The 23,140-nt window shown below is 62.3% G+C and carries 22 protein-coding genes and 1 other RNA gene; 13 read left to right on the forward strand and 10 right to left on the reverse strand.

Going from position 1 to position 23,140, the window contains the following annotated elements:
• Window positions 1–3: 3 nt before the first annotated feature.
• The 5 genes from ruvB to AB7783_RS15485 form a co-directional block, all read right to left on the reverse strand.
• Window positions 4–1,053, reverse strand: a complete 1,050-nt coding sequence (gene ruvB, locus AB7783_RS15465; protein ID WP_093756787.1) for a Holliday junction branch migration DNA helicase RuvB — start codon at window positions 1,051–1,053, stop codon at window positions 4–6.
• Window positions 1,050–1,550: a hypothetical protein gene (locus AB7783_RS15470; protein WP_441278131.1), complete on the reverse strand. Its 501-nt coding sequence runs from the start codon at window positions 1,548–1,550 to the stop codon at window positions 1,050–1,052. The genes ruvB and AB7783_RS15470 overlap by 4 nt, the downstream gene beginning before the upstream one ends.
• Window positions 1,547–2,164, reverse strand: a complete 618-nt coding sequence (gene ruvA / locus AB7783_RS15475) for a Holliday junction branch migration protein RuvA (protein ID WP_439072655.1) — start codon at window positions 2,162–2,164, stop codon at window positions 1,547–1,549. Before ruvA ends, AB7783_RS15470 begins: the two co-directional genes overlap by 4 nt.
• Window positions 2,161–2,688, reverse strand: coding sequence for a crossover junction endodeoxyribonuclease RuvC (gene ruvC / locus AB7783_RS15480; RefSeq protein WP_093756789.1), 528 nt, complete (start codon window positions 2,686–2,688; stop codon window positions 2,161–2,163). Before ruvC ends, ruvA begins: the two co-directional genes overlap by 4 nt.
• Window positions 2,689–2,773: 85 nt before the next feature.
• A complete protein-coding gene (locus AB7783_RS15485; RefSeq protein ID WP_089265380.1) occupies window positions 2,774–3,520 on the reverse strand; it encodes a YebC/PmpR family DNA-binding transcriptional regulator in 747 nt (248 codons plus the stop codon).
• Between the two features lie 236 nt (window positions 3,521–3,756).
• Here AB7783_RS15485 and AB7783_RS15490 point away from each other — a divergent pair, with 236 nt between their 5' ends.
• From AB7783_RS15490 to AB7783_RS15510, 5 genes are all read left to right on the forward strand, one after another.
• Entirely contained in the window at window positions 3,757–5,457 is a 1,701-nt protein-coding gene (locus tag AB7783_RS15490) for a methyl-accepting chemotaxis protein (RefSeq protein ID WP_441279704.1), read from the forward strand.
• Window positions 5,458–6,058: 601 nt separating this feature from the next.
• Window positions 6,059–6,985, forward strand: a complete 927-nt coding sequence (ppk2, locus tag AB7783_RS15495) for a polyphosphate kinase 2 (RefSeq protein ID WP_441278132.1) — start codon at window positions 6,059–6,061, stop codon at window positions 6,983–6,985.
• Between the two features lie 296 nt (window positions 6,986–7,281).
• Entirely contained in the window at window positions 7,282–7,743 is a 462-nt protein-coding gene (locus AB7783_RS15500; RefSeq protein WP_441278133.1) for a (2Fe-2S)-binding protein, read from the forward strand.
• 9 nt (window positions 7,744–7,752) lie between these two features.
• A complete protein-coding gene (locus AB7783_RS15505) occupies window positions 7,753–9,957 on the forward strand; it encodes a molybdopterin cofactor-binding domain-containing protein (protein WP_441278134.1) in 2,205 nt (734 codons plus the stop codon).
• Window positions 9,954–11,300: a c-type cytochrome gene (locus AB7783_RS15510; protein WP_441278135.1), complete on the forward strand. Its 1,347-nt coding sequence runs from the start codon at window positions 9,954–9,956 to the stop codon at window positions 11,298–11,300. The genes AB7783_RS15505 and AB7783_RS15510 overlap by 4 nt, the downstream gene beginning before the upstream one ends.
• A 6-nt stretch (window positions 11,301–11,306) precedes the next feature.
• On the opposite strand, the gene AB7783_RS15515 is transcribed toward AB7783_RS15510, so the two are convergent.
• From AB7783_RS15515 to AB7783_RS15535, 5 genes are all read right to left on the reverse strand, one after another.
• Window positions 11,307–12,131 carry a TIGR00282 family metallophosphoesterase gene (locus tag AB7783_RS15515; protein ID WP_441278136.1) on the reverse strand — a complete coding sequence of 275 codons (825 nt, stop codon included), beginning with the start codon at window positions 12,129–12,131 and terminating at the stop codon, window positions 11,307–11,309.
• A 1-nt stretch (window position 12,132) separates the two neighbouring features.
• Window positions 12,133–12,720, reverse strand: a complete 588-nt coding sequence (locus tag AB7783_RS15520; RefSeq protein ID WP_320445187.1) for a 5-formyltetrahydrofolate cyclo-ligase — start codon at window positions 12,718–12,720, stop codon at window positions 12,133–12,135.
• A 129-nt stretch (window positions 12,721–12,849) separates the two neighbouring features.
• Window positions 12,850–13,009, reverse strand: a non-coding RNA gene (gene ssrS / locus AB7783_RS15525) — 6S RNA.
• 61 nt (window positions 13,010–13,070) lie between these two features.
• Complete coding sequence (locus AB7783_RS15530; protein WP_068735170.1) at window positions 13,071–13,454, reverse strand: cell division protein ZapA; 384 nt, start codon at window positions 13,452–13,454, stop codon at window positions 13,071–13,073.
• A gap of 6 nt (window positions 13,455–13,460) precedes the next feature.
• Window positions 13,461–13,790 (reverse strand): DUF4164 domain-containing protein, encoded by a 330-nt coding sequence (locus AB7783_RS15535; protein ID WP_441278137.1) that lies wholly within the window; start codon window positions 13,788–13,790, stop codon window positions 13,461–13,463.
• 309 nt (window positions 13,791–14,099) lie between these two features.
• On the opposite strand from AB7783_RS15535, the gene tkt reads away from it, so the two are divergent.
• The 8 genes from tkt to AB7783_RS15575 all read left to right on the forward strand — a co-directional run bounded on the left by tkt (window position 14,100) and on the right by AB7783_RS15575 (window position 23,057).
• Window positions 14,100–16,085, forward strand: a complete 1,986-nt coding sequence (tkt, locus tag AB7783_RS15540; protein WP_441278138.1) for a transketolase — start codon at window positions 14,100–14,102, stop codon at window positions 16,083–16,085.
• Between the two features lie 128 nt (window positions 16,086–16,213).
• A complete protein-coding gene (gene gap / locus AB7783_RS15545; protein ID WP_092144873.1) occupies window positions 16,214–17,224 on the forward strand; it encodes a type I glyceraldehyde-3-phosphate dehydrogenase in 1,011 nt (336 codons plus the stop codon).
• 117 nt (window positions 17,225–17,341) lie between these two features.
• On the forward strand, window positions 17,342–18,535 hold the full coding sequence (locus AB7783_RS15550) for a phosphoglycerate kinase (RefSeq protein ID WP_441278139.1): 1,194 nt from the start codon (window positions 17,342–17,344) through the stop codon (window positions 18,533–18,535).
• A gap of 62 nt (window positions 18,536–18,597) precedes the next feature.
• Window positions 18,598–18,816 (forward strand): hypothetical protein, encoded by a 219-nt coding sequence (locus AB7783_RS15555; protein WP_441278140.1) that lies wholly within the window; start codon window positions 18,598–18,600, stop codon window positions 18,814–18,816.
• A 218-nt stretch (window positions 18,817–19,034) separates the two neighbouring features.
• Complete coding sequence (gene fba, locus AB7783_RS15560) at window positions 19,035–20,102, forward strand: class II fructose-bisphosphate aldolase (RefSeq protein ID WP_441278141.1); 1,068 nt, start codon at window positions 19,035–19,037, stop codon at window positions 20,100–20,102.
• A gap of 165 nt (window positions 20,103–20,267) precedes the next feature.
• Complete coding sequence (locus tag AB7783_RS15565) at window positions 20,268–21,293, forward strand: class I fructose-bisphosphate aldolase (protein WP_089265393.1); 1,026 nt, start codon at window positions 20,268–20,270, stop codon at window positions 21,291–21,293.
• Between the two features lie 2 nt (window positions 21,294–21,295).
• Window positions 21,296–21,979 (forward strand): thiamine phosphate synthase, encoded by a 684-nt coding sequence (locus tag AB7783_RS15570; RefSeq protein ID WP_441278142.1) that lies wholly within the window; start codon window positions 21,296–21,298, stop codon window positions 21,977–21,979.
• Between the two features lie 7 nt (window positions 21,980–21,986).
• Complete coding sequence (locus AB7783_RS15575) at window positions 21,987–23,057, forward strand: tetratricopeptide repeat protein (RefSeq protein ID WP_441278143.1); 1,071 nt, start codon at window positions 21,987–21,989, stop codon at window positions 23,055–23,057.
• Window positions 23,058–23,140: the final 83 nt, after the last annotated feature.

A 23,140-nucleotide genomic window follows, 5' to 3' on the forward strand; every position in this document is an offset into this window, starting at 1 on the left:
GAACTACTCCTCGTCGCCCGAACCGAACAATCCGATCTGGCTCTCATCCCGTTTCGGCTCACTCAGTCCGAGATGCTTGAACGCATGCGAGGTGAGCAGCCGGCCGCGCGGGGTGCGCTGCAGATAGCCGCACTGGATCAGATAGGGCTCGATGATGTCCTCGATGGCATCACGCGGCTCGGACAGCGCGGCCGCCATGGTCTCGACACCAACGGGGCCACCAGCATAGTTCATGGCGATGGTGGTGAGATAGCGGCGATCCATCGCATCGAGACCCGCACTGTCAACTTCCAATGCGGACAGCGCGTGGTCGGCGATTTTGCGATCGATCGCTGACGCATCCGCAGCGGAGGCAAAGTCACGCACACGGCGCAACAGACGCCCGGCGATGCGCGGCGTGCCGCGGGCGCGGCGCGCAATCTCGTTAGAGCCTTCAGGGGTCATGCCGATGTCCAGCACGCGGGCACCGCGGGTGACGATCTTTTCGAGCTCGTCGATCGTGTAGAAATTCAGCCGCAGCGGAATGCCGAAACGATCGCGCAGCGGATTGGTCAGCAGACCCGCACGGGTGGTCGCGCCGACCAGCGTGAATTTCGACAATTCGATTTTCACCGAGCGTGCCGCAGGGCCTTCGCCGATGATGAGATCGAGCTGGAAATCCTCCATCGCGGGATAGAGCACTTCCTCTACTGCAGGGCTGAGACGGTGGATCTCGTCGATGAACAGCACATCGCGCTCTTCGAGATTGGTCAGCAATGCCGCGAGATCGCCGGCCTTGGCGATGACGGGACCGGATGTCGCGCGAAATCCGACGCCGAGCTCGCGCGCCACGATCTGCGCCAGCGTGGTCTTGCCGAGGCCGGGCGGCCCCACAAACAATGTGTGATCCAGCGCCTCGCCGCGCTTGCGGGCGGCATCGATGAAGATCTGCAAATTCGCGCGCGCCTGTGCCTGGCCGACGAAATCGGCCAGCGACTGCGGGCGCAGCGTGGTGTCGCCGACATCGTCGGAGCGGCGCTCAGGTGTAACCATGCGATCGGGTGGCGTATTCATGATGCGACGTTACCACGGTGCAACGGCCGCGCGAACCACCAGCACAGGCTGGCTGGAATCACGGCAATGCCCGCGAGCAATGCGGACAGCGACAGCGCTTGCGTGAGCGATCGAACGCCGGGCAAAATCACTGCCGACGATTCCGAGGGCTGAACGAACATTCCAAAACCGATGAAGCCGGCAATGCCGACGGCCGCAGCGAGCCACGCCATCCAGATCGCGTTTTGCCCGGCATAGACGGCCGACAGCGCGAAGACGACGCCGGCACCGAGCGACGGCAGCAGCGCCGCCAATGCAGTAGCAAATGCCAGCAGCCAAAGTGCAATCGAGACAAGCGATCTGAAACCATCGAGATCGGCGACAGAGAAGATCAATTGCAGGATCGACGCACCCAGACCGACCACAAGCAACGACACAAGTGCAGCCACCGATAGCGAACGGACAACACCGAAGATCGCGATAATGCCGATCACGCGGGCGATTCTGGCAAGGCTCACTTCGCCAATTCCTTCAGCCCGAGCTTGATCAGTTGCGCCGTTTCCGCGCCCTCGCCTGCGCTGCGCGACGCGGCTGCGACCGCGGCCGCCGCCTGTGGCTGGCCATAGCCGAGATTGACCAGCGCGGAGATCGCATCCCTGACGGCGCCTGGTGCGCGGTTGTCGTCCATCGCGCCGGCGAGTTGCGCGACCACCGGATCCACGGACGCAAAGGCCGGCGCCTTGTCCTTCAATTCGCTGACGATGCGTTCGGCCACTTTAGGACCGACGCCCGGCGTGCGCGCCACGGCCGTCTTGTCGCGCAGCGCGATGGCATTGGCGAGGTCGGCCGGCGGCAGCGTGCTGAGCACGGCAAGCGCGACCTTGGCGCCGACGCCCTGCACGGTCTGCAGCAGGCGAAACCATTCGCGCTCCATATCGCTGCGGAATCCGAACAGCTTGATCTGGTCTTCGCGGACATAGGTTTCGATGGAGAGCACCGCAGCTTCGCCCGCCTGCGGCAGTGCCTGCAGCGTGCGAGCGGAACAATGCACCTGATAACCGACGCCCTGTACATCGAGGATCACATAGTCCTCGCCATAGCTGTCGATCAGGCCTTTGAGCTTGCCGATCACGCGCCGACGACCTTGAGGCGCAGTGCCGTGCTCTGACGGTGATGCGCATGGGTGATGGCGATGGCCAGCGCGTCGGCCGCATCGGCGGATTTCGGCTCAGCCTTCGGCAGCAGGATCTTCAGCATCATCTGGATCTGGTTCTTGTCGGCGTGGCCGGCGCCGACCACGGTCTTCTTCACCTGATTGGGCGCGTATTCGGCGACGGCAATGCCAAACATCGCCGGCGTCATCATGGCGATACCGCGCGCCTGGCCGAGCTTCAGCGTCGCGACGCCATCCTTGTTGACGAAGGTCTGTTCGACCGCAGCTTCGGCCGGTTGGAAGTCGCCGAGGATCTTGGCGAGACCTTCATGAATGCCGAGCAGCCGGCTCGCCAGCGGCAGATTGTCCGGCGGTTCCACCGAACCGCAGCCGATATAGGTCAGCCGGTTGCCGTCGATCTCGATCACGCCCCAACCGGTGCGACGCAGGCCCGGATCGATGCCGATGATACGGACAGGAGGGCGAATCGGAGGGTTTGTCATCCCACAGGGATAACGCCGGACGGCAGGGAACGAAATAGAAACGCGAAGCCGTCCCAAAGGAAAGAGAGGGAAGCTGAGCCCCTGCTCAGCCGCCCATCTTGGCCATCAGCGCGTCGGACACCTCGAAGTTGGCATAGACGTTCTGCACGTCGTCATGCTCGTTCAACAGGTCCATCAGCTTGATCAGCTTTTCGCCCGTCTCGTCATCGACCGAGAGCGTGTTCTGCGGCTTCCAGATCACTGCCGCCTTGCGAGCTTCGCCGAACTTGGCTTCCAGTCCCTTGGCAACCTCGCGGAACGTCTCCTGCGACGCGTAGACCTCGTGGCCGCCCTCGCCCGACACCACGTCATCCGCGCCGGCCTCGATGGCAGCTTCGAGCATGTCGTCGGCAGAGGCCTTGTCGGCGTCATATTCGATCACGCCGACATGGTCGAACATGAAGGAAACTGAGCCGGTTTCGCCGAGATTGCCGCCCGATTTGGTGAAGTAGGAACGGATGTCGGACGCGGCGCGATTGCGGTTGTCGGTCAGCGCCTCGACGATGACGGCGACGCCGCCGGGGCCGTAGCCCTCGTAGCGGATTTCATCGTAGTTCTCGCCATCGCTGCCGATCGCCTTCTTGATGGCACGCTCGATATTGTCACGCGGCATGTTCTCCTGCCGCGCGGCGATCACGGCGGAGCGCAGCCGGGCATTCATCGACGGGTCGGGCGTCCCCATCTTGGCAGCGACGGTGATTTCGCGCGCCAGCTTGCTGAACAGCTTGGACTTCTGGGCATCCTGCCGGCCCTTGCGGTGCATGATGTTCTTGAATTGGGAATGTCCGGCCATGCGGTCTCTCTTGAAGCGTCAGGGTAGTTAGGGCTGCGGCGCGGGGTTATAGGCCGCGAAATCGGCAAAATCAAAAATTTGCAGCCGAATCCAGCAGATCTTCGCAATACCGCGACCGACCTTAACCATCACTTCACGCCGAGGTGCAAGGTTACCCGCATAGATTGTATTCGTTGGGGTCACCGATGGCGTTTGGACTATTCCGCAAGCGGCAGCCGGAAGCGGCTGAAGTGGTGATGATTGCTGAAAACACAGCACCTTCTGTGGCACCGCAGCATCCTGAACCAGATACCGCTCGGGACATCCTTGAGTTGCTGGAACTCGAGCTGGGCGCGCTTATCCGCCAGCTCGAGCGAGCGGCAACTTCGGTGGCCGGCGGCGCCGAATCGACCGCCACCACCCTCTCCGCCATCCGCGCGCGCACCGATGTGCTGGCCGACCGCAGCAGCGCCGCGCAATCCACCGCCACCACCTTTGCGCAGGCCGCCGACAAATTCACCCACTCGGCCGAGGGTATCGGCGCCCAGGTGCGCGATGCCAGCCGGCTCGCGGACGAGGCCGGCGCCGCCGCCCATGAAGCCAGCGCCAATGTGGACCGGCTGCGCGACTCCTCCGCTGCAATCAGCAATGTGTTGGAGCTGATCGCGCAGATCGCCCGCCAGACAACGATGCTGGCACTGAACGCGACCATCGAGGCGGCACGCGCAGGCGCTGCAGGCCGCGGCTTCTCGGTCGTCGCCACCGAGGTCAAGGCGCTCGCGGTGCAAACACAGAACGCCACCGAAGAGATCAGGAAGAAGATCGACACCCTGCAGCGCGACGCTGCGAGTTCGGTCGACGCCGTGCATCGCATCTCCACCGCCATCGACGCGATCCGTCCGGTCTTTGCCAATGTCAACGGCGCGGTCGCCGAGCAGAACGCAACGACCAGCGAGATGTCGCATAACGCCGCCACCGCCTCGCAATTCATCGTCTCGGTTGGGAACAGTGCCGCGGAAATCGATAGCGCTGCGAAGGAAGCGGCTGCCCATGGCGAGCACGTCGCGCAGGCTGGCCAGGCTGTGACGATGTTTGCCTCACGGCTGAAGTCGCGTTGCGCGGTGCTGCTCAAACAGAGCGAGCGCGAAGACGAGCGACGGCGCGAAAAGCTGCCATGTCACCTCAATGTCGCTTTTCAGGCGCGCGGCGGCCAGATCAGCGCGCCGGTCTATGAAATCTCGATGGACGGCATTCTCATCGGCGGACCGGACGCGAACCGGCTTCCGTTGCACGACATCGTTGCTGCTGAACTCAGCGAGGTCGGCCCCTGCCGCCTGCGCATTGCCGAACATTCCCCCGCCGGCGCACAGGCACTGTTCGTCGCGCCCGACGGGGCTCTCATCAGCCGGATCGAAGACCGGCTTTGGGCGATCCATGACGAGAACACCGAATTCGTCACCCGCGCCATCGATGCCGGCGCCGTGCTCAACAAGATCTTTGCCGACGGTATTGCATCCGGCGCTATCAGCATCGACGACATGTTCGACGACAACTACGTCGAGATCCCCGGCTCCAATCCGGTACAGTACCGGACAAAGATTCTCGGCTGGGCCGACCGCGCACTCCCCGAATTCCAGGATGCATTTCTCGCCAAGGACAGCCGCATGGCGTTCTGCGCCATGATCGACCGCAACGGCTATCTACCGGTGCATAACAGCATCTATTCCAAGCCGCAGCGCCCGGGTGATGTCCCCTGGAACACGGCCAACTGCCGCAATCGCCGCATCTTCAACGATCCGGCTGGATTGGCCGCCGGTCGCAATACACGTTCCTACCTGATCCAAAGTTATGCCCGCGACATGGGCAACGGTCAGACCGTGATGATGCGCGAGATCGACGTGCCTGTGCGCATACAGGGACGCCATTGGGGCGGCTTCCGCACGGCGTACAAGTTATGATGAGTTTGCACACGGCGCTGCGCTGCCACCTGAGACCTGGCGCAGCGCCGCCTATTCCGTCTGAGAGTGGGCTAGCAGCCGAAACTGCCAAGGCGTCCTAGCCGCCGCTCGTTCGGCCTTCCGCATTGTCATCTCCGCCGTATGAACCGCCGCCATATCCATATGGCGCGCTGTATCCATATGAACCGGGGCCGGCACCAAATCCGCGATAGACCGTTACGGGGGCGCTTCCCTCATACCGCGCGTGAGAGGACATGATCCGTCGATGCTTGCTGGCAGCGCTATGCCCGTCCTTGGCCTGCGCGGTCCAGCTCGCAGTGCCGGCGATCATTAAAGCGGCGCCCAACAGAATGAATTTATTCATCACATTTTCCTTGGTCAACGAGCCCCGCGACCTCAGATGCGCACGCTTGGCTCTCAAGGTAGCGCCAATCACGCGTAGTTGAATTTCGGCTTGCGGTACCCCGTCTTGCATGGACAGCGGCGGCGAGACCCATTGGGGCCATTTGTCCATTCGCCCCGGGCCTGGGGGGCCGTGTCACACCGCTGACATTTGCATCGGTCCATAACCGTGAACCCATTCGATACAAGCGGAGCTGCCATGACCGAACATTCCCTCGACGACGCGCAAGCAATCCACGACCGCATTCGTGCGGAGATGCTGGACGGCTTCGACGAAGAACTCGAGCTCGAGATCGATGACGATCGTCTCGACGCCCTGACCAACGAAATGTCCGACCACAGCCCGGCGGAGACCATCGAGCGACGCCTCTATTTCAAGGAACTGTTCCGCCTGCAGGGCGAATTGGTGAAGTTGCAGAGCTGGGTGCAGCAGAACAAGCTCAAGGTCGTGGTGATCTTCGAGGGTCGCGATTCCGCTGGCAAGGGTGGCGTCATCAAGCGGATCACCCAGCGGCTCAATCCACGCGTCTGCCGCGTTGCCGCACTCCCCGCGCCGAATGAGCGCGAACGCACCCAATGGTACTTCCAGCGTTACGTCTCGCACCTCCCCGCCGGCGGCGAGATCGTGCTGTTCGATCGTAGCTGGTACAACCGCGCCGGCGTCGAGCGCGTGATGGGTTTCTGCACCGAAGATGACGTGGAGGAATTCTTCCGCTCGGTGCCGGAATTCGAACGCATGCTGGTGCGCTCGGGCATCATCCTGGTCAAATACTGGTTCTCGATCACCGATGAAGCGCAGCACCTGCGCTTCTCGATGCGCATCGCCGATCCGCTCAAACAGTGGAAGCTCAGCCCGATGGATGTCGAGGCGCGCACCCGCTGGGAGCAATACACCAAGGCAAAGGAAGCGATGCTCGAGCATACGCATATTCCGGAAGCCCCGTGGCATGTGGTGCAGGCCGTCGACAAGAAGAAGGCCCGCCTGAACTGCATCGCGCATCTGCTCGAACAGCTTCCCTATCAGGAGGTCGAGCATCCGCCTGTGGTCCTGCCTGCACGCATGCGCAATCCGGACTATCACCGCACGCCGGTGCCAGCCGAAATGTATGTGCCGGAGCGGTACTAGCCCCACAGTCGGCAGATCACGTGCCGTTTTTCGGGCAGGCCGAGCCTAACGCAACCGCAATATTCTTTTGAATAAAAGTCATCCGACGCCCACGAAGAGGGCGTCGGATGACGTCGCGCAGATTTTACCGCGATTTATCCGACAGACGCGCTCGCGCGACATACAAACCAATGTATAGTCCTGCTGCATCTTATTGCTGCTTTTGAAATGATGACCGTACGCCTATAGTACCGTCGTTGGTCGATGACGAACCATTCGCCATTGCATCATCGAGTCGAGCAAACGGGGGTCTCACTGTGGCAAATCTCAATATCAACGGCGAGCAGAAAACCTTCGACGCACCAGAGGACATGCCTCTGCTCTGGGTGCTGCGCGATATTCTCGGCATGACCGGCACGAAATTCGGCTGCGGCGTTGCGCTATGCGGAGCATGCACCGTGCATATCGACGGCAAGGCCGTGCGCTCCTGTCTGCTGCCGGTCAGTGCGGCGAGCGGACGCGCCATCACCACAATCGAAGGTGTCGGCACCACACCGGTCGGCGCCAAGGTGCAGAAAGCCTGGCTCGATCTCGAAGTCATTCAATGCGGCTACTGCCAATCTGGACAGATCATGTCAGCGGCGGCGCTCCTCGCTTCTACGCCGACCCCCGACGATTCTGACATCGATGCCGCCATGGCCGGAAATATCTGTCGCTGCGGCACCTATGTCCGGGTGCGTGAAGCCATCAAGCATGCTGCCTCCGAACGGCAAACCTAAGAGTCGGCCATGAAACTTGCAGACAACATGCTTGTTGCGGCCAGTCCTGCAAACAAGCCTTCTGGCCTGTCACGGCGCAATCTGCTCGCTGGCGCCTTTGCCGGCGGCTTTATGTTCGCCTTCCAGCTTCCGGTCCGCGCGGCCAATGAGCCGACGCAACCTCCCGATACGACGGAGGGCAAATTCGCCCCCAACGCCTTCATCCGCATCGACACTACCGGCAAGACGACACTGGTGATGCCGCAAGTCGAGATGGGGCAAGGCATCTATACCGCCATCGCCATGATCCTCGCCGAAGAGCTCGACGCCGACTATGCGCAGATCACGCTGGAACATGCGCCGCCCAGCGACAAGCTCTACGGCAATCCAATTTTCATCATCCAGGCGACCGGCGGATCGACTTCGGTGCGCGCATTCTGGAAACCACTGCGCAATGCCGGTGCAACCGCGCGTGCGATGCTGGTGCAAGCCGCAGCTGAACAGTGGCAGGTCGAACCTGCGAGCTGCACGGCATCAAACGGGCAAGTGATGCATGCGGCCAGCGGGCGCAAACTGTCCTATGGCGAGTTGTGCGACGCCGCCGGCAAACTCACGCCGCCGAAAGAGGTCGCGCTCAAGGACCCGAAAGACTTCTCGGTGATCGGCAAGCCGCTGAAGCGCTTCGACACGCCGGACAAGGTCAACGGCAAGACGATCTACGGCATCGACGCGATGGTGCCGGGCATGACATTCGCGACGCTTGCGCAATGCCCTGTGTTCGGCGGCAAAGTTGCCAAGGTCGATGACCGCGCGGCGAAGAAAATTCCGGGCGTGCGGCAGATCGTGGTGCTCGACGACCTCGTGGCCGTGGTCGGCGATCACATGTGGGCCGCCAGGTCCGGGCTCGAAGCGCTCGACATCACCTGGGACGAAGGGCCCAACGCCAAGATCAGTTCGAAGGACATCTGGGCGCATTTGCGCACGGCCAGCGAAACGGACGGCGTGATCGCCAAATCCGTTGGCGACATCGCCAAGGGTCTCGCCACCGGCGAACGGATCGACGCGTCCTACGAGATGCCGTTCCTCGCGCATGCGACCATGGAGCCCTTGAATTGCACGGTGCACTTCAAGGGAGATTCCTGCGAGGTCTGGACGGGCACGCAGATCATGTCGCGGGTGCAATCCGAAGCCGCCAAGGCCGCGGGCCTGCCGATCGACAAGGTCACAGTAAATCAGCACATGATTGGCGGCGGCTTCGGCCGCAGGCTTGAGCCCGACATGGTCGTGGCGGCGGTGCGCATCGCCAAACAGGTCAATGGACCGGTCAAGGTGGTGTGGACCCGCGAAGAGGACATCCAGCACGACATTTATCGCCCCGTCTATCGCGACAACATTTCAGCGACACTATCCAACGGCAAAGTGGTCGGCTTCAAGTACAAGATCGCAGGCTCGGCCGTGATCGCGCGCTGGCTGCCGCCTGCGTTCCAGAAGGGCATCGACATCGACGCCATCGATAGTGCTGCGGACCAGCCCTACGACTTCCCGCATTTCCAGTGTGAATATGTCCGTGTCGAACCGCCGGCGGTGCCGACGGGCTTCTGGCGCGGCGTCGGCCCGAACAACAACGTGTTCGCGATCGAGAGCTTCATGGATGAGCTCGCTCGCAAGGCTGGCAAGGATCCCGTCGCGTTCCGGCGTGAATTGCTCGGCAAGACGCCGCGGATGCTGGCGGCCCTCAATCTCGCGGCGGAGAAGGCCAACTGGGGTCAGCCGCTGCCAGCGCGCGTCGGACGCGGCGTGAGCATCCAGCCCACCTTCGATACTTCGATCGCGACTGTGGTCGAAGCGGAGGTGGATTCTCAGGGCGAGATCCGTCTGCGTCAGGTCAACGTGGCGGTCGACACCGGCATCGCTGTCAATCCCGACACCATCGTGGCGCAGATCGAAGGCGGCATCGTGTTCGGCCTCACCGCCGCGCTCTATGGCGACATCACCATCGAGAAGGGACGTGTGCAGCAGTCCAATTTCCACGACTATCGCATGCTTCGGATCGACCAGATGCCGAAAATCAATGTCCACCTCATCAAGAGCGGCGAAGCGCCCGGCGGCATAGGCGAGTGCGGCGTGATCGGTGGCCCGCCGGCACTGCGCAATGCGATCTATGCCGCGACTGGCGTTGCGTTGCGCAGGATGCCGATCGACCGTGATGCGATCGCCGAGAGGAAGAAGTCATGACGCCCGCCGCACGTCGCATTCTCGGCAGCGTCATTGTGATCGGTGTCGTGGCTGCAGCCGGCGCCGCGCTCTATGTGCGCGGTCCCGGACCGATGGCGTTCTCTGGTGGGCCGAAAGTGGCGCTGGCGGACTACAAGGGCCCCAATCCGACCGGCGTTCCCGCCAACATGGCCAATGCCAGCCTGATCGAGCGCGGCGAATATCTCGCGCGTGCGGCGGATTGCATGGTCTGCCACACTGCGCCCGGCGGCAAGGAATATGCCGGCGGCTTCGCATTCAAACTGCCGTTCGGCACGCTGTATTCGACCAACATCACGCCGGACAAGGAGACAGGCATCGGCAACTACACCGATCAGCAGTTTCTCGACGCCGTTCGAAGCGGCAAGCGCCACGACGGCGCCCGGCTCTATCCGGCGATGCCCTATACGTCCTACACTTACATGACCGATGCGGACACGCTCGCGGTCAAGGCCTATCTCTTCAGCCTCGCACCGGTGCGCGCAGCACCGCCTGAGAATACGCTTGCCTTTCCGTTCAATCAGCGCTGGGCAATGACGTTCTGGTCAGCATTGTTCAATCCCGATACGCGCTTCGAACCCGATACGTCGCAAAGCCCGGAATGGAACAGGGGCGCCTATCTCGTCGAGGCGCTGGCGCATTGCGGCGAATGCCACACGCCGCGCAATCTCGGCTTCGCGCTCGACAACCGTAAGAAATTCGCTGGCGCCCTGACCGCCGGATGGCGGGCCTTCAATATCACCTCGGACAAGACGACAGGCCTTGGCAGCTGGAGCGACGACGATGTCGTTTCCTATCTGTCGATCGGGCATGCCAAGGGTCACGGCACCGCTTCGGGGCCGATGGGCGAAGCGGTGGACCACAGTTTCAGCAAGATGGCGCCGACGGATATCAAGGCGATGGTCGCATTCCTGCGCACAGTGCCGGCGCTGCCCTCGCCTGATCTGCCCGCGAAACTCGCGCCACCCGCACCGCCCTTGCACAGGGACGGCATGACAGCGAACGCGCTTGGCAAGACGGTCTTCCAGGGCGCCTGCGTGAGCTGCCATGGCTGGACAGGCGAGAGCGCACTCTCGCCCATGGCCACGCTGACTGGCGCGTGGGCCGTTAACGATCCCGGCGCGACGAACGTCGCGCAGATCGTGATCTCCGGCACCAAGCGGCATACGCCGCAAGGCGCACTCTCGATGCCAGCTTTCGGCAAGAGCCATTCAGATACGGAGATCGCGGCTGTCGCGAATTACGTGACCGCGCGCTTCGGCAGCAAGGGATCGCAGATCACGGCAAGCGATGTCGCGGATTTGCGCAAACAGACGGAGCAGTAGGCCGAACTAGGTCAGCCAGAACTCGGGCACGGCCTGCGACAGCCGGCCACCGAGCCGCACCGGCGCGATGCGCGAGGCGAGGCCGGTCTTGTCATCGGTTTCGACCGCAACGCCCGACAAGGTCGCCGGGCCGAAGGCGGGCTCGAAACGGCCGGAGGGAATGCCGGTCGTGAAGCGCCTGACAGGCTCTTCCTTCTGCATGCCGATCACGGAATCATAGTCGCCGGTCATGCCGGCATCGGTCATGTAGGCGGTGCCGCCTGCGAGGATCTGATGATCAGCGGTCGGGACATGCGTATGCGTGCCGACGACGAGGCTCACGCGGCCATCGCAGAAGTAACCCATGCCCTGCTTTTCGCTCGAGGCTTCGCCATGGAAATCCACCACAATGGCGTCCGCGGCTTCCACCAGCGGACAGGCATCGATCTCCTTGCCGACAGCGCTGAACGGATCGTTGAGCGGCTCCATGAAGACGCGGCCCATGGCATTGATCACCAGCGCACGCGCACCGTTCTTGGTGTCGATCAGCGCAGCACCACGGCCCGGGGTGTGGCGCGGGAAGTTCAATGGACGGATCAGACGCGGCGCGCGTTCGATGAAGACCAGTGCCTCTTTCTGATTCCAGGCGTGATTGCCGAGGGTCACCGCATCGGCGCCGGCGTCGATAAGATCATTATAGATCGTCTCGGTGATACCGAAGCCGCCGGCGGCGTTCTCGCCATTGATGATGACAAGATCGAGTTTCCAGTCGCGGATCAGGCCCGGCAGTTTTTCGAGGATCACCACGCGGCCGGTTTTGCCGACCACGTCGCCGATGAAGAGAATACGCAAGTCAGATGCTCCGAAAATCGATCGTCCGGGTCTCGGTTAGCACATAATCTAGCGCCACGTCGTGCGGTTGCATGGGAATGGCCTCGATTTCCTGGGTGTCGAAGGCCACGCCCACGGCGATAAATGGCTTGATAGCGTGCAGTTGCGCGAAGGTGCGATCGTAATGCCCCGCGCCATAGCCAATGCGGTGGCCGGCACGGTCGAATGCCGCGAGTGGTACCAGCAGGATATCGGGGATCAGTGGCGGCGCTTCCAGTGCCGGTTCCGGAATGCCAAGCGAGCCGCGCACCAGCGCATCGCTCGGGCTCCAGAGCCGGAACATCAGGGGCTCATCACGGGCGATGATCACCGGCAGCGCCAGTCGCGCACCCTGGGCGGCGAGATGCTGCATCAGCGGGATCGGATCGATCTCACTGCGGATGGGAGAATAGCCGGCGACGATGCTACCGGCCCTGACCGGGAAAGGCAGACCCCGCGCTGCGATCGCCTGCGCTGCTGCCGACCGTTCGGCCTCGCTCAGCGCCGTGCGGCGTGCCAGCGCGGCGATGCGGAGCTCAATCTTTGTCGGAGTAGGCGGCGTGTCGGACATGCCGCACGATATGCTGTCCGCAGAGCCTGCGGAAGCGCAGGACCGGTCTTCGTGATCATCTTTGACGAGCGAGGCTAAGATTGCACGGCAAACGCCATGCAAGGGCCACAGCCATCAAAAAAGTAAAAGTGCGAAGCCACGATGGCCGTTGAAGCACTCGATCCCGGAGCACCTACGAAAGTAGGTGGGCACCATGTGACCAGGTCCACGGACCTAGTCAGGGACAGTTCCCTGAAGGATCGATAAGGCCCCGGGGATATATGGCTCCTGACGCGCGACGCAGCCTCGCCTGAGCAATGTAGGGGTTATGAGACGGATGCGCCAGTGCCCGCTTGGCATCAAAGCCTGCGTTATCCAATAGCAACGCCGCCGCCGATGGTGCGGTTGAGCACCTGGGTGGTCTTCTCGATCCGCTCTGCCGCAGCATTCAGGGCCGCGGCAACCGCCGTCTGCGTCGCCCGTGCGCGATCTGCGGCGACAACGCGCACATCGCGCAATGCGGCGAGTTCTTCCTGCAGGGCACGGATCTGCTGATTGGCATCGACCAGTTCGTCGGCAATGGTCAGCGCCGCCATCACCGTCAACCGCGCATCGCCGATCTCACCGAATTTGCCACGCAGGTTTTCGACGCGGGATTCAAGACTTTCCGCCAGCCGCAGCAGGCGGGTCTCCTGCCCCTCCTCGCAGGCCATGCGATATTGCCGGCCATTGATCGTAACGTTGACGTGGCTCATCTCGCTTTACTCATGCGCGTTGTCAGTCGCCAGCACCGCGCGAATGGTGCCGATGGCGGTATCGAGCTTGTCGGCGATCTCGCGATTGGCGCGCTCCAGCCGGCGCGATTTCACCAGCGTGCCATCAAGCTCATCCGCCAGCCGGGACCGGTCGGCGCCAAGCGCCTGAATGCGGGTGGCCAGCTCGTCCTCGTCGCGATCCGCCTCACGGCGGCGCTCGACCGCACTTTCCAGAGCATCCAGCGCTGCCATCAACCGCCGCGTGGCAGAGTCGATATCGGCCGCACCGCCATTGGCGGGATCGGAGGCTGTGAGATGGGCGGGTCGTTCGATCATACTGGGTTACGCGGGACCTTGGGTGTGATGCGACCGGAGCTCAAAAACCACGGCTCCGCAAGCCTTTAGGCCCTGAAACTTAGGTTGCAAGCGAGCCGGACGCAACAAAGCTTAAAAGCTATGCACCGCAAAGCCGACAAAAACCGCCGGTAGATATCCACAGACCAGAACTGTCCGGGAGACCTTGGACTCCCAGGAACCCAGATGCTATCCACCAGTTTCTCCTAAGCGATCCCAACATCTCGCTGCAGACCGCCCCTCTTGCGGACGCAGAATATTCCATTCCCTTCAATTTAGACGGAAACCGACATGGCGCAGGTTGATCACTCGAAAATGGCCAACGCGATTCGTGCCCTCGCCATGGACGGCGTGGAAAAGGCCAAATCCGGTCACCCTGGGCTGCCGATGGGCGCCGCCGACGTCGCCACCGTGCTGTTCACACAGTTCCTTAAATTTGACGCAGCCGATCCGAAGTGGCCGGATCGCGATCGCTTCATCCTCTCGGCCGGCCACGGCTCGATGCTCCTCTATGCCCTGCTCTATCTGACGGGCAACAAGGAGATGACGCTCGACCAGCTGAAGAACTTCCGTCAGCTGCATTCGAAGACTCCCGGCCATCCCGAGAATTTCCACACCTCAGGCGTCGAGACCACGACCGGCCCGCTCGGTCAGGGCATCGCCACCTCCGTTGGCTTCGCGCTTGCCGAGCGCATGCTGGCCGCCGAATACGGCGATATCGTCGATCACTACACTTACGTGCTGTGCTCCGATGGTGACCTGATGGAAGGTGTCAGCCACGAAGCTCTGGCCATGGCCGGTCATCTCAAGCTGTCGAAGCTGATCTTCCTTTATGACGACAACGGCATTTCCATCGACGGTCCGCTGTCGCTTGCCGACAGCGTCGATCAGGTCGCACGCTTCAAAGCCCATGGCTGGAATGCCGTGCATGTCGATGGCCACGACCAGGTCGCCATCGCCGCTGCGATCAAGCAAGCGCAGGCGTCCGACCGCCCATCGATGATCGCCTGCAAGACCAAGATTGGCTTTGGCGCACCAACCCGCGCCGGTACCTCGAAGGCCCACGGCGAACCGCTCGGCGCGGAAGAACTTGCAGGCGCCAAGAAGGCACTGGACTGGAATTACGGCCCGTTCGAGGTACCCGATGATATCCTGCAGGCCTGGCGCAATGTCGGCAAGCAGGGCGCATCGGCGCACGCGGACTGGCAGAAGCGTTTCGATGCCCTTCCGGACGACAAGCGCAGCGAATTCACCCGCCGCAACGATCACGTTCGACCGACAGCCGTGGCGGATGCGATCCTCACGCTGAAGAAGAAGCTGATCGCCGAGCCGCAGACCGTCGCGACCCGCAAGGCGAGCGAACTCGCGCTCGAAGCGCTGGTCCAGGTCGTGCCGGAAATGGTGATCGGCTCAGCCGACCTGACGCCGTCGAACAACACCCGCACCAAGGGCGCCATCGAAGTGAAGCCCGGCGAATTCAAGGGGCGCTACATTCACTACGGCATTCGCGAAATGGGCATGGCCGCAGCCATGAACGGCATCGCGCTGCATGGCGGCTTCATCCCGGCCGGCGCGACCTTCATGTGCTTCACCGACTATGCGCGACCGGCGATGCGCATCTCGGCGCTGGCGCAGATCCCGGTCATCTACATCATGACCCACGACTCGATCGGCCTCGGCGAAGACGGCCCGACCCATCAGCCGGTGGAGCATCTGGCCGCGATGCGCGCGATGCCGAACATGCGCGTGTTCCGCCCCGCGGACACGGTCGAGACTGCCGAATGCTGGCAGCTCGCCATGCAGAAGACCAACGGCCCAACCATGCTGGCCCTGTCGCGCCAGAACCTGACGCCGGTACGCACCACGCATCATGACGACAATCTCTGCGCCACCGGCGGCTATGAGTTGATCGCGGCCAAGGGCAAAGCCGCCGTGTCGATCTTCGCATCGGGTTCGGAAGTGGAGATCGCCGTCGCAGCGCAGAAGCAACTAGCCGACAAGGGCATCGCGACGCGGGTCGTATCGGTCCCCTCGCTCGAACTGCTGCTGGAGCAGCCTGAAGAGCGCCAGAAGGCGATCATTGGCGACGCGCCGATCAAGATCGCCGTTGAAGCCGCGGTCCGGTTCGGCTGGGATGCCGTGATCGGACACGACGGCACCTTCATCGGCATGAAGGGCTTCGGCTCGAGCGCGCCAGCCAAGGAGCTTTACAAGCTGTTCGGCATCACGGCCGAGGCCGTGGTCGAGGCTGCAACCAGCAAGCACAACGCGGCTTAACTCTATCGGAACGCTGGTAAATTTGACACATTGCACCAGCGTTCCATTCAGGGCATGAAACGCCCGTCACACGTCACTATATGAAGGCCCTCACGCGAGGTTTGAGCCTAATAAAAGGGAGAAGTTGAATGGCAGTCCGGGTTTCGATCAACGGTTTTGGCCGCATCGGCCGCAACGTCCTGCGGGCGATCTACGAGTCCAAACGCACCGACATCGAAGTCGTCGCCATCAACGATCTGGGGCCGGTTGAAACCAACGCCCACCTGTTGCGCTTCGACAGCGTGCATGGCCGCTTCCCCGGCGACGTCACCGTCGACGGCGACAGCATCCAGCTTGGCAACGGCAACAAGATCAAAGTCACTGCGGTGCGCGATCCGAACACGCTGCCGTGGAAGGATCTCGGCATCGATATCGCGCTCGAATGCACCGGCATCTTCAGCGCCAAGGCGAAGGCGACGTCGCATCTGACCGCAGGCGCCAAGCGCGTGCTGGTTTCGGCTCCGTCCGATGGTGCTGATGCCACGATCGTCTACGGCGTCAACCACAAGACCCTGACCAAGGAGCATCTGGTCGTTTCCAACGGTTCGTGCACCACCAACTGCCTGGCGCCTGTCGCCAAGGTGCTGAACGAGACCGTCGGTATCGAAACCGGCTTCATGACCACGATCCACGCTTACACCGGCGACCAGCCGACGCTGGACACGCTGCATAGCGATCTCTATCGCGGCCGCGCCGCTGCGATGTCGATGATTCCGACCTCGACCGGCGCCGCGAAGGCCATCGGCCTTGTGATGCCCGAACTGGCCGGCAAGCTCGACGGCGTTTCGATCCGCGTGCCGACCCCGAACGTCTCGGTGGTCGATCTCAAGATCATCGCCAAGAGGAGCACCACCAAGGAAGAGATCAACGAAGCGATCAAGAAGGCTGCGGCCGGCGAGCTGAAGGGCGTGCTCGGCACCACTTCGCACCCGAACGTGTCGATCGACTTCAATCACGATCCGCATTCGTCGACCTTCGCCTTCGACCAGACCAAGGTGCAGAACGGCACGCTGGTGCGGGTACTCTCCTGGTACGACAACGAGTGGGGCTTCTCCAACCGCATGGCCGATACCGCCGTCGCGATGGGCAAGCTGCTCTAAGACACGACCGTTATCCCGGGCGCAGCATAAGACGCCGCGTCCGGGAGCCAACGACTATAGCGGTCCCCGCTTCGCGGCGCGCCGCTCTGCGCTGACCTGCGTTTGGGACGCAACATCATGACCAATTCTTTCCGCACCCTCGACGGCGTCGATGTGAAGGGCAAACGCGTTCTCGTGCGCGTCGATCTCAACGTGCCCATGGATGGTGGCAAGGTTACCGACGCAACGCGGCTTGAACGCATCGCGCCGACCATCACCGAAATTTCCGACAAGGGCGGCAAGGTCATCCTGCTCGCACATTTCGGCCGCCCCAAGGGCCGCGACGACAAGAACTCACTGAAGCCCGTTGCTGCAGCACTTGCCGATGTAATCAAGAAGCCGGTCGCCTTTGCCGACGACTGCGTCGGCGACGTCGCAGCCAAGGCCGTTGGCGCCATGAAGGACGGCGACGTTCTCTGCCTTGAGAACACGCGCTTCCATTCCGCTGAGGAGAAGAACGATCCGGCTTTCGTCGCCGAACTCGCCAAGCTCGGCGACATCTGGGTCAATGACGCATTCTCGGCGGCGCATCGCGCCCACGCCTCCACCGAAGGTCTCGGCCACAAGCTGCCCGCCTATGCCGGCCGCACCATGCAGGCCGAGTTGGATGCGCTCGGCAATGCGCTGGACGCACCGACCAAGCCGGTGATCGCCATCGTCGGCGGCGCCAAGGTCTCGTCGAAGATCGATCTCCTCGAAAATCTCGTCACCAAGGTCGATGCGCTCGTGATCGGTGGCGGCATGGCCAACACCTTCCTGCATGCGCAGGGTGTCAAGGTCGGCAAGTCGCTGTGCGAGAAAGATCTCGCGACGACCGCTCTGCGCATCATCGACAAAGCTGAAGCGTCGGGCTGCGCCATCATCCTGCCGGTGGACGCCATCGTCGCATTCCACTTCGCCGCCAACACACCGTCTCACGCCTACGGCCTCGATGCGATCCCAGATGAGGGCATGATCCTCGATGTCGGTCCGCAGTCGATCGAACGCATCAACTCGGCCATCGACGATGCCGCCACGCTGGTCTGGAATGGCCCGGTCGGCGCATTTGAAATGACACCGTTCGACCGCGGCACGGTTGCCGGCGCCAAACACGCCGCGGCGCGCACCAAGGCGAAGAAGCTGATTTCAGTAGCCGGCGGCGGCGACACGGTGGCCGCGCTCAATCACGCCGGCGTCGCCGATGACTTCTCCTACATCTCGACCGCCGGCGGCGCTTTCCTCGAATGGATGGAAGGCAAGCCGCTGCCGGGCGTGGAAGTGCTGAAGAAGTAGCATCGGTACATTTTTGCCCGCAATAGTTGTGGGCGCCGCAATGTTTATGGTATGTTCTTTCTATGAGCGAGAATGTGCAAACAGCAATGTTCGAGATCCTCAAGAAAATTCAGGGTGATGTTGCTGCGTTTCGCGGGGCGGCCGATAAACGTTTCGAGCAAGTCGATAGCCGACTGGAGCGCGTCGAGACGTTAGTGCGCAAACAACGCCGTGATGGCGCTGCGATGCTGGTCATGATGCGTTCAGCAGCCGGTGATTTCGAGAGCGGCTTGCAGCCGTAGAGCAGCAGATCGCTTTGCTAGACGCCAGCGAGCACTGACATTCGGAAATACTAACGCGTTGGGAATTCCATTAGCTGGAACGCTGAGCCATCGTGGCGATTAACGTTGGCTGTATGCGCGACTGATGGCGTCTTGGATTCGCCGTCTCCTCGCGCTAAGAGCCATATATCCCTCGGCGCGGCGTTTGCGCCTGTCCCAATTTACAAGGAGCTTCCTGCATGGCCCGTATTACGTTGCGTCAACTGCTCGATCACGCGGCAGAACACGATTACGGAGTGCCGGCCTTCAATATCAACAATATGGAGCAGGCGCTGGCGATCATGGAAGCCGCATCGGGTGTCGATGCACCGGTCATCATCCAGGCCTCGCGCGGCGCCCGCTCCTACGCCAACGACATCATGCTCAAGCACATGATGGACGCGGTCACCGAAATCTATCCCCACATTCCCGTCTGCGTGCATCTCGATCACGGCAACGAAGCTGCAACCTGCATGACCGCAATCCAGGCCGGATTCACCTCGGTGATGATGGACGGTTCGCTGAAAGCAGACGGTAAGACGGCGGCGGACTGGGACTACAATGTCGGTGTAACCAAGACCGTCACTGATATGGCGCATCTCGGCGGCATCTCGGTGGAAGGCGAGCTCGGCGTGCTCGGCTCGCTGGAGAGCGGCATGGGCGAAGCCGAAGACGGCCACGGCGCCGAAGGCCAGCTCAGCCATGACCAGTTGCTGACCAATCCCGACGAGGCCGTGAAGTTCGTCAAGGAAACCCAGGTCGACGCCCTGGCGATCGCCATGGGCACCTCGCATGGCGCCTACAAGTTCACCCGCAAGCCAGACGGCGACATTCTCGCCATGAACGTGATCGAGGAAATCCACCGCAAGCTGCCGAACACCCATCTGGTGATGCACGGCTCGTCCTCAGTGCCGCAGGATCTGCAGGACATCATCAACAAGTTCGGCGGCCGGATGAAGCCGACCTGGGGCGTCCCGGTGTCGGAAATCCAGCGCGGCATCAAGCACGGCGTCCGCAAGATCAACATCGACACCGACAACCGGATGGCCATGACCGGCCAGATCCGCAAGGTGCTGAGCGAGAACCCCAGCGAATTCGACCCGCGCAAATATCTGAAGCCGGCGATGGAAGCGATGGTGAAGCTCTGCAAGCAGCGCCTGCAGGAATTCAATACCGCCGGCCAGGCCAGCAAGATCAAAAAGGTGCTGACCACGGCCGAAATGGCCAAGCGTTACGCATCGGGCGAGCTGAACGCGAAGATCGCCTGAGCCCAAACTGCCAATTGACTGTGTTTCAGCCTGCCATACTGCCTATGGCAGGCTGAATTTTTGCCGGAATCGGATGCGGACGGGCTCATTGGCCGGCCAGATGCTCGGATTTTGCCCGAGAACGGTCTAGATTGACCTGCAGGACTAGCCCGCTCAGGACATGCCATGAATCTCGCCGAACTCAACAAAATCGCCCGCGCCATGACCGCGCCGGGCAAGGGCTTGCTTGCCGCAGATGAATCGTCAGGCACGATCAAGAAGCGCTTCGATGCGATCAGCGTCGAGTCGACCGAGGACAGCCGCCGCGATTATCGTGAAATGCTGTTTCGCTCGCGCGAGGCGATGAGCAGCTACATTTCCGGCGTGATCCTCTACGACGAGACCATCTGGCAAAACGCCAAGGATGGCACGCCGCTGGTGCGGCTTATCGAGGAAGCCGGCGCCATTCCCGGCATCAAGGTCGATGAGGGCACGCAGGCCTTGCCGAACTGTCCCGGTGAGCTCGTCACAGCGGGCCTCGACAAGCTCGCCGAGCGTCTTGCCAAATATTACGCGCGCGGCGCGCGCTTCGCAAAGTGGCGCGCGGTGATCGATATCGGTGCCGGGATTCCCTCGATGACCGCAATCTCCGTCAACGCGCACGCGCTCGCCCGCTATGCAGCGCTATGCCAGGCCGCACAGATCGTCCCGATCGTCGAGCCCGAAGTGCTGATGGACGGCGATCACGACATCGACCGCTGCGTCGAGGTGACGCAGCGCGTACTCAACAAGACGTTCCAGGAATTGCGGGTCCAACGGGTCGCGCTGGAAGGCATGATCCTTAAGCCGAACATGGCGGTCTCTGGCAAGAAGTCGAAGACGCAGGCTGGTGTGGCTGAAGTGGCCGAGAAGACCGTGCGCATGCTGAAGAACTGCGTGCCCGCATCGGTGCCCGGCATCGCATTCCTCTCCGGCGGCCAATCTGACGAAGATGCGACCGCGCATCTCGACGCCATGAACAGGATCGGCAGCCTGCCCTGGCCACTGACATTCTCCTATGGCCGCGCGCTTCAGGCAGCGCCGCAAAAGGCATGGTCCGGCAAAGCCAACAATGTGCCCGCCGGTCAGCAGGCCTTCACCCATCGTGCACACATGAATTCACTCGCCAGCAAGGGCGAGTGGACGACTGATCAAGAACAGAAGGCGCTATAATCTTGGCTTCCAAACCCGTCCCGCCACCGCCGATGCCGCGCCTCTATCTCGCGACTCCCGTCGTCGAGGATCCATCAGTGCTGGCCGCGAACCTGCCTGCTCTTCTTGAGAAAGCAGATGTCGCTGCCGTCCTGGTGCGACTGGCGACGACCGACCAGCGCACCATGATCACGCGCATCAAGGCGCTGGCGCCTGTCATCCAGACCAACGGCGCCGCGATGCTGGTCGAAGGCAATGTCGAGCTCGTCGCACGCGGCGGCGCCGATGGCGCGCATCTGCCCGGTCTCGCTCCCCTGCAGGATGCACTCCCCTCGCTGAAGCCTGATCGCATTGCAGGCTGCGGCGGATTGTCGACGCGCCACAATGCGATGGCAGCGGGCGAGGCCGGCGCCGATTACGTGTTGTTCGGCGAACCCGACCCGAACGGCCAGCGCCCATCGGCTGACGCCATTGTCGAGCGCCTTCAGTGGTGGGCCGAATTGTTCGAACCGCCTTGCGTAGGCTTTGCCACAACGCTCGATGAGGCCAGGGAATTCGCAGCTGCCGGCGCTGACTTCGTTCTGGTCGGCGACGTCATCTGGAACGACGCGCGCGGCGCTGCTGCAGCGTTGATGGACGCAGAGAAGGCAATCCAGCAGGGATACGCGACGCTCGTCTCGGGGCAGTCCAAGGTTGAACAGGAATAACGCCGGAATGAAAATTCTGCGTTCCCTCACTGTGATTGCCAGCTGCGTTGCTTGGGCGGCCTGCGCGTCCGCGCAGATTTCGCTGACGCCGCCGAGCGTGCAAACGCCGCCGCCGGCTGCAAGCAAGGCAGCGCCAAAAAAGGCGCCGGCACCGGCGAAAGCGCCGACAGTAGCGAAGAAAGCTCCTACGCCGCCTGCTGACAAGCCCGCGCAGCCTGCAGAAGCTGCACCAACCGACCCCAATGCTGACCTGGTCTATGGCTCCTATCAACGCGGTCAGTACAAGACCGCTTTCGAACTCGCCAGCAAACGCGCGCAGGAGAACAACGATCCGAAGGCGATGACCATGCTTGGTGAACTCTATGCCAATGCATTGGGCGTCAAACGCGACTATGCGAAAGCTGCAGAATGGTATCAGCGCGCGTCGGAGCGCGGCGACCGCGAGGCCATGTTCGCGCTGGCGATGCTGCGACTGTCGGATCGCGGCAATGTCGGCAAACGCGATGAGGCCGTGAAGCTGCTGGCGTCCTCCGCCAAACTCGGCAATCCGAAGGCCGCCTATAATCTGGCGCTGCTCTATCTCGATGGACAGACGCTGCCGCAGGACGTCAAGCGTTCGGCCGAATTGCTCCGCGTCGCCGCCGATGCCGGTAACCCCGAAGCGCAATACGCGCTGGCGACATTCTACAAGGAAGGCACCGGGGTCGAGAAAAGCATCGACAAGGCGGTCCGCCTGCTCCAGGCGGCATCCCTGGCCGACAATGTCGACGCCGAGGTCGAATATGCCATTGCGCTCTATAACGGCACGGGAACCCCCAAGAACGAGGCTGCGGCCATCGCCCTGCTTCGTAAGGCCTCCAAACAGAACAGCCCGATCGCCCAGAACCGCCTCGCCCGGGTGCTGGCGCTCCGCACCAATACAGACGACCGGCTGGAAGGTCTGAAATGGCACATCGTCGCCAAAACCGCCGGAAAGGGGGACCTGATGCTCGACGAGCTTCTGGCCCAGGCTACCCCCGAGGAAAAGACCAAGGCCCAGGAAGCCGCCAAGAAGTGGCTGGGCACGACCCAGAAATGACCCCTGTAGCGATCTTGCCTTGACGAGATGCCGCCCGCAGGGCACCCATCGCCTCAGCAACCCCCAATCAGACCTGCCGTCAG

The sequence above is a fragment of the Tardiphaga sp. 172_B4_N1_3 genome (genome assembly GCF_052076035.1).
Classification (GTDB): domain Bacteria; phylum Pseudomonadota; class Alphaproteobacteria; order Rhizobiales; family Xanthobacteraceae; genus Tardiphaga; species Tardiphaga robiniae.

What these genes read in the sequence shown, in the direction of transcription:
- ruvC (WP_093756789.1), bottom strand. Translation starts at nt 2,688, where the DNA reads ATGACAAACCCTCCGATTCGCCCTCCTGTCCGTATCATCGGCATCGAT.
- AB7783_RS15555 (WP_441278140.1), top strand. Translation starts at nt 18,598, where the DNA reads ATGAGCGAGAATGTGCAAACAGCAATGTTCGAGATCCTCAAGAAAATT.
- AB7783_RS15490 (WP_441279704.1), top strand. Translation starts at nt 3,757, where the DNA reads ATGATTGCTGAAAACACAGCACCTTCTGTGGCACCGCAGCATCCTGAA.
- AB7783_RS15535 (WP_441278137.1), bottom strand. Translation starts at nt 13,790, where the DNA reads ATGATCGAACGACCCGCCCATCTCACAGCCTCCGATCCCGCCAATGGC.
- fba (WP_441278141.1), top strand. Translation starts at nt 19,035, where the DNA reads ATGGCCCGTATTACGTTGCGTCAACTGCTCGATCACGCGGCAGAACAC.
- AB7783_RS15520 (WP_320445187.1), bottom strand. Translation starts at nt 12,720, where the DNA reads ATGTCCGACACGCCGCCTACTCCGACAAAGATTGAGCTCCGCATCGCC.
- AB7783_RS15565 (WP_089265393.1), top strand. Translation starts at nt 20,268, where the DNA reads ATGAATCTCGCCGAACTCAACAAAATCGCCCGCGCCATGACCGCGCCG.
- ppk2 (WP_441278132.1), top strand. Translation starts at nt 6,059, where the DNA reads ATGACCGAACATTCCCTCGACGACGCGCAAGCAATCCACGACCGCATT.
- AB7783_RS15485 (WP_089265380.1), bottom strand. Translation starts at nt 3,520, where the DNA reads ATGGCCGGACATTCCCAATTCAAGAACATCATGCACCGCAAGGGCCGG.
- AB7783_RS15550 (WP_441278139.1), top strand. Translation starts at nt 17,342, where the DNA reads ATGACCAATTCTTTCCGCACCCTCGACGGCGTCGATGTGAAGGGCAAA.
- AB7783_RS15505 (WP_441278134.1), top strand. Translation starts at nt 7,753, where the DNA reads ATGAAACTTGCAGACAACATGCTTGTTGCGGCCAGTCCTGCAAACAAG.
- AB7783_RS15510 (WP_441278135.1), top strand. Translation starts at nt 9,954, where the DNA reads ATGACGCCCGCCGCACGTCGCATTCTCGGCAGCGTCATTGTGATCGGT.
- AB7783_RS15575 (WP_441278143.1), top strand. Translation starts at nt 21,987, where the DNA reads ATGAAAATTCTGCGTTCCCTCACTGTGATTGCCAGCTGCGTTGCTTGG.
- AB7783_RS15530 (WP_068735170.1), bottom strand. Translation starts at nt 13,454, where the DNA reads ATGAGCCACGTCAACGTTACGATCAATGGCCGGCAATATCGCATGGCC.
- ruvB (WP_093756787.1), bottom strand. Translation starts at nt 1,053, where the DNA reads ATGAATACGCCACCCGATCGCATGGTTACACCTGAGCGCCGCTCCGAC.
- tkt (WP_441278138.1), top strand. Translation starts at nt 14,100, where the DNA reads ATGGCGCAGGTTGATCACTCGAAAATGGCCAACGCGATTCGTGCCCTC.
- gap (WP_092144873.1), top strand. Translation starts at nt 16,214, where the DNA reads ATGGCAGTCCGGGTTTCGATCAACGGTTTTGGCCGCATCGGCCGCAAC.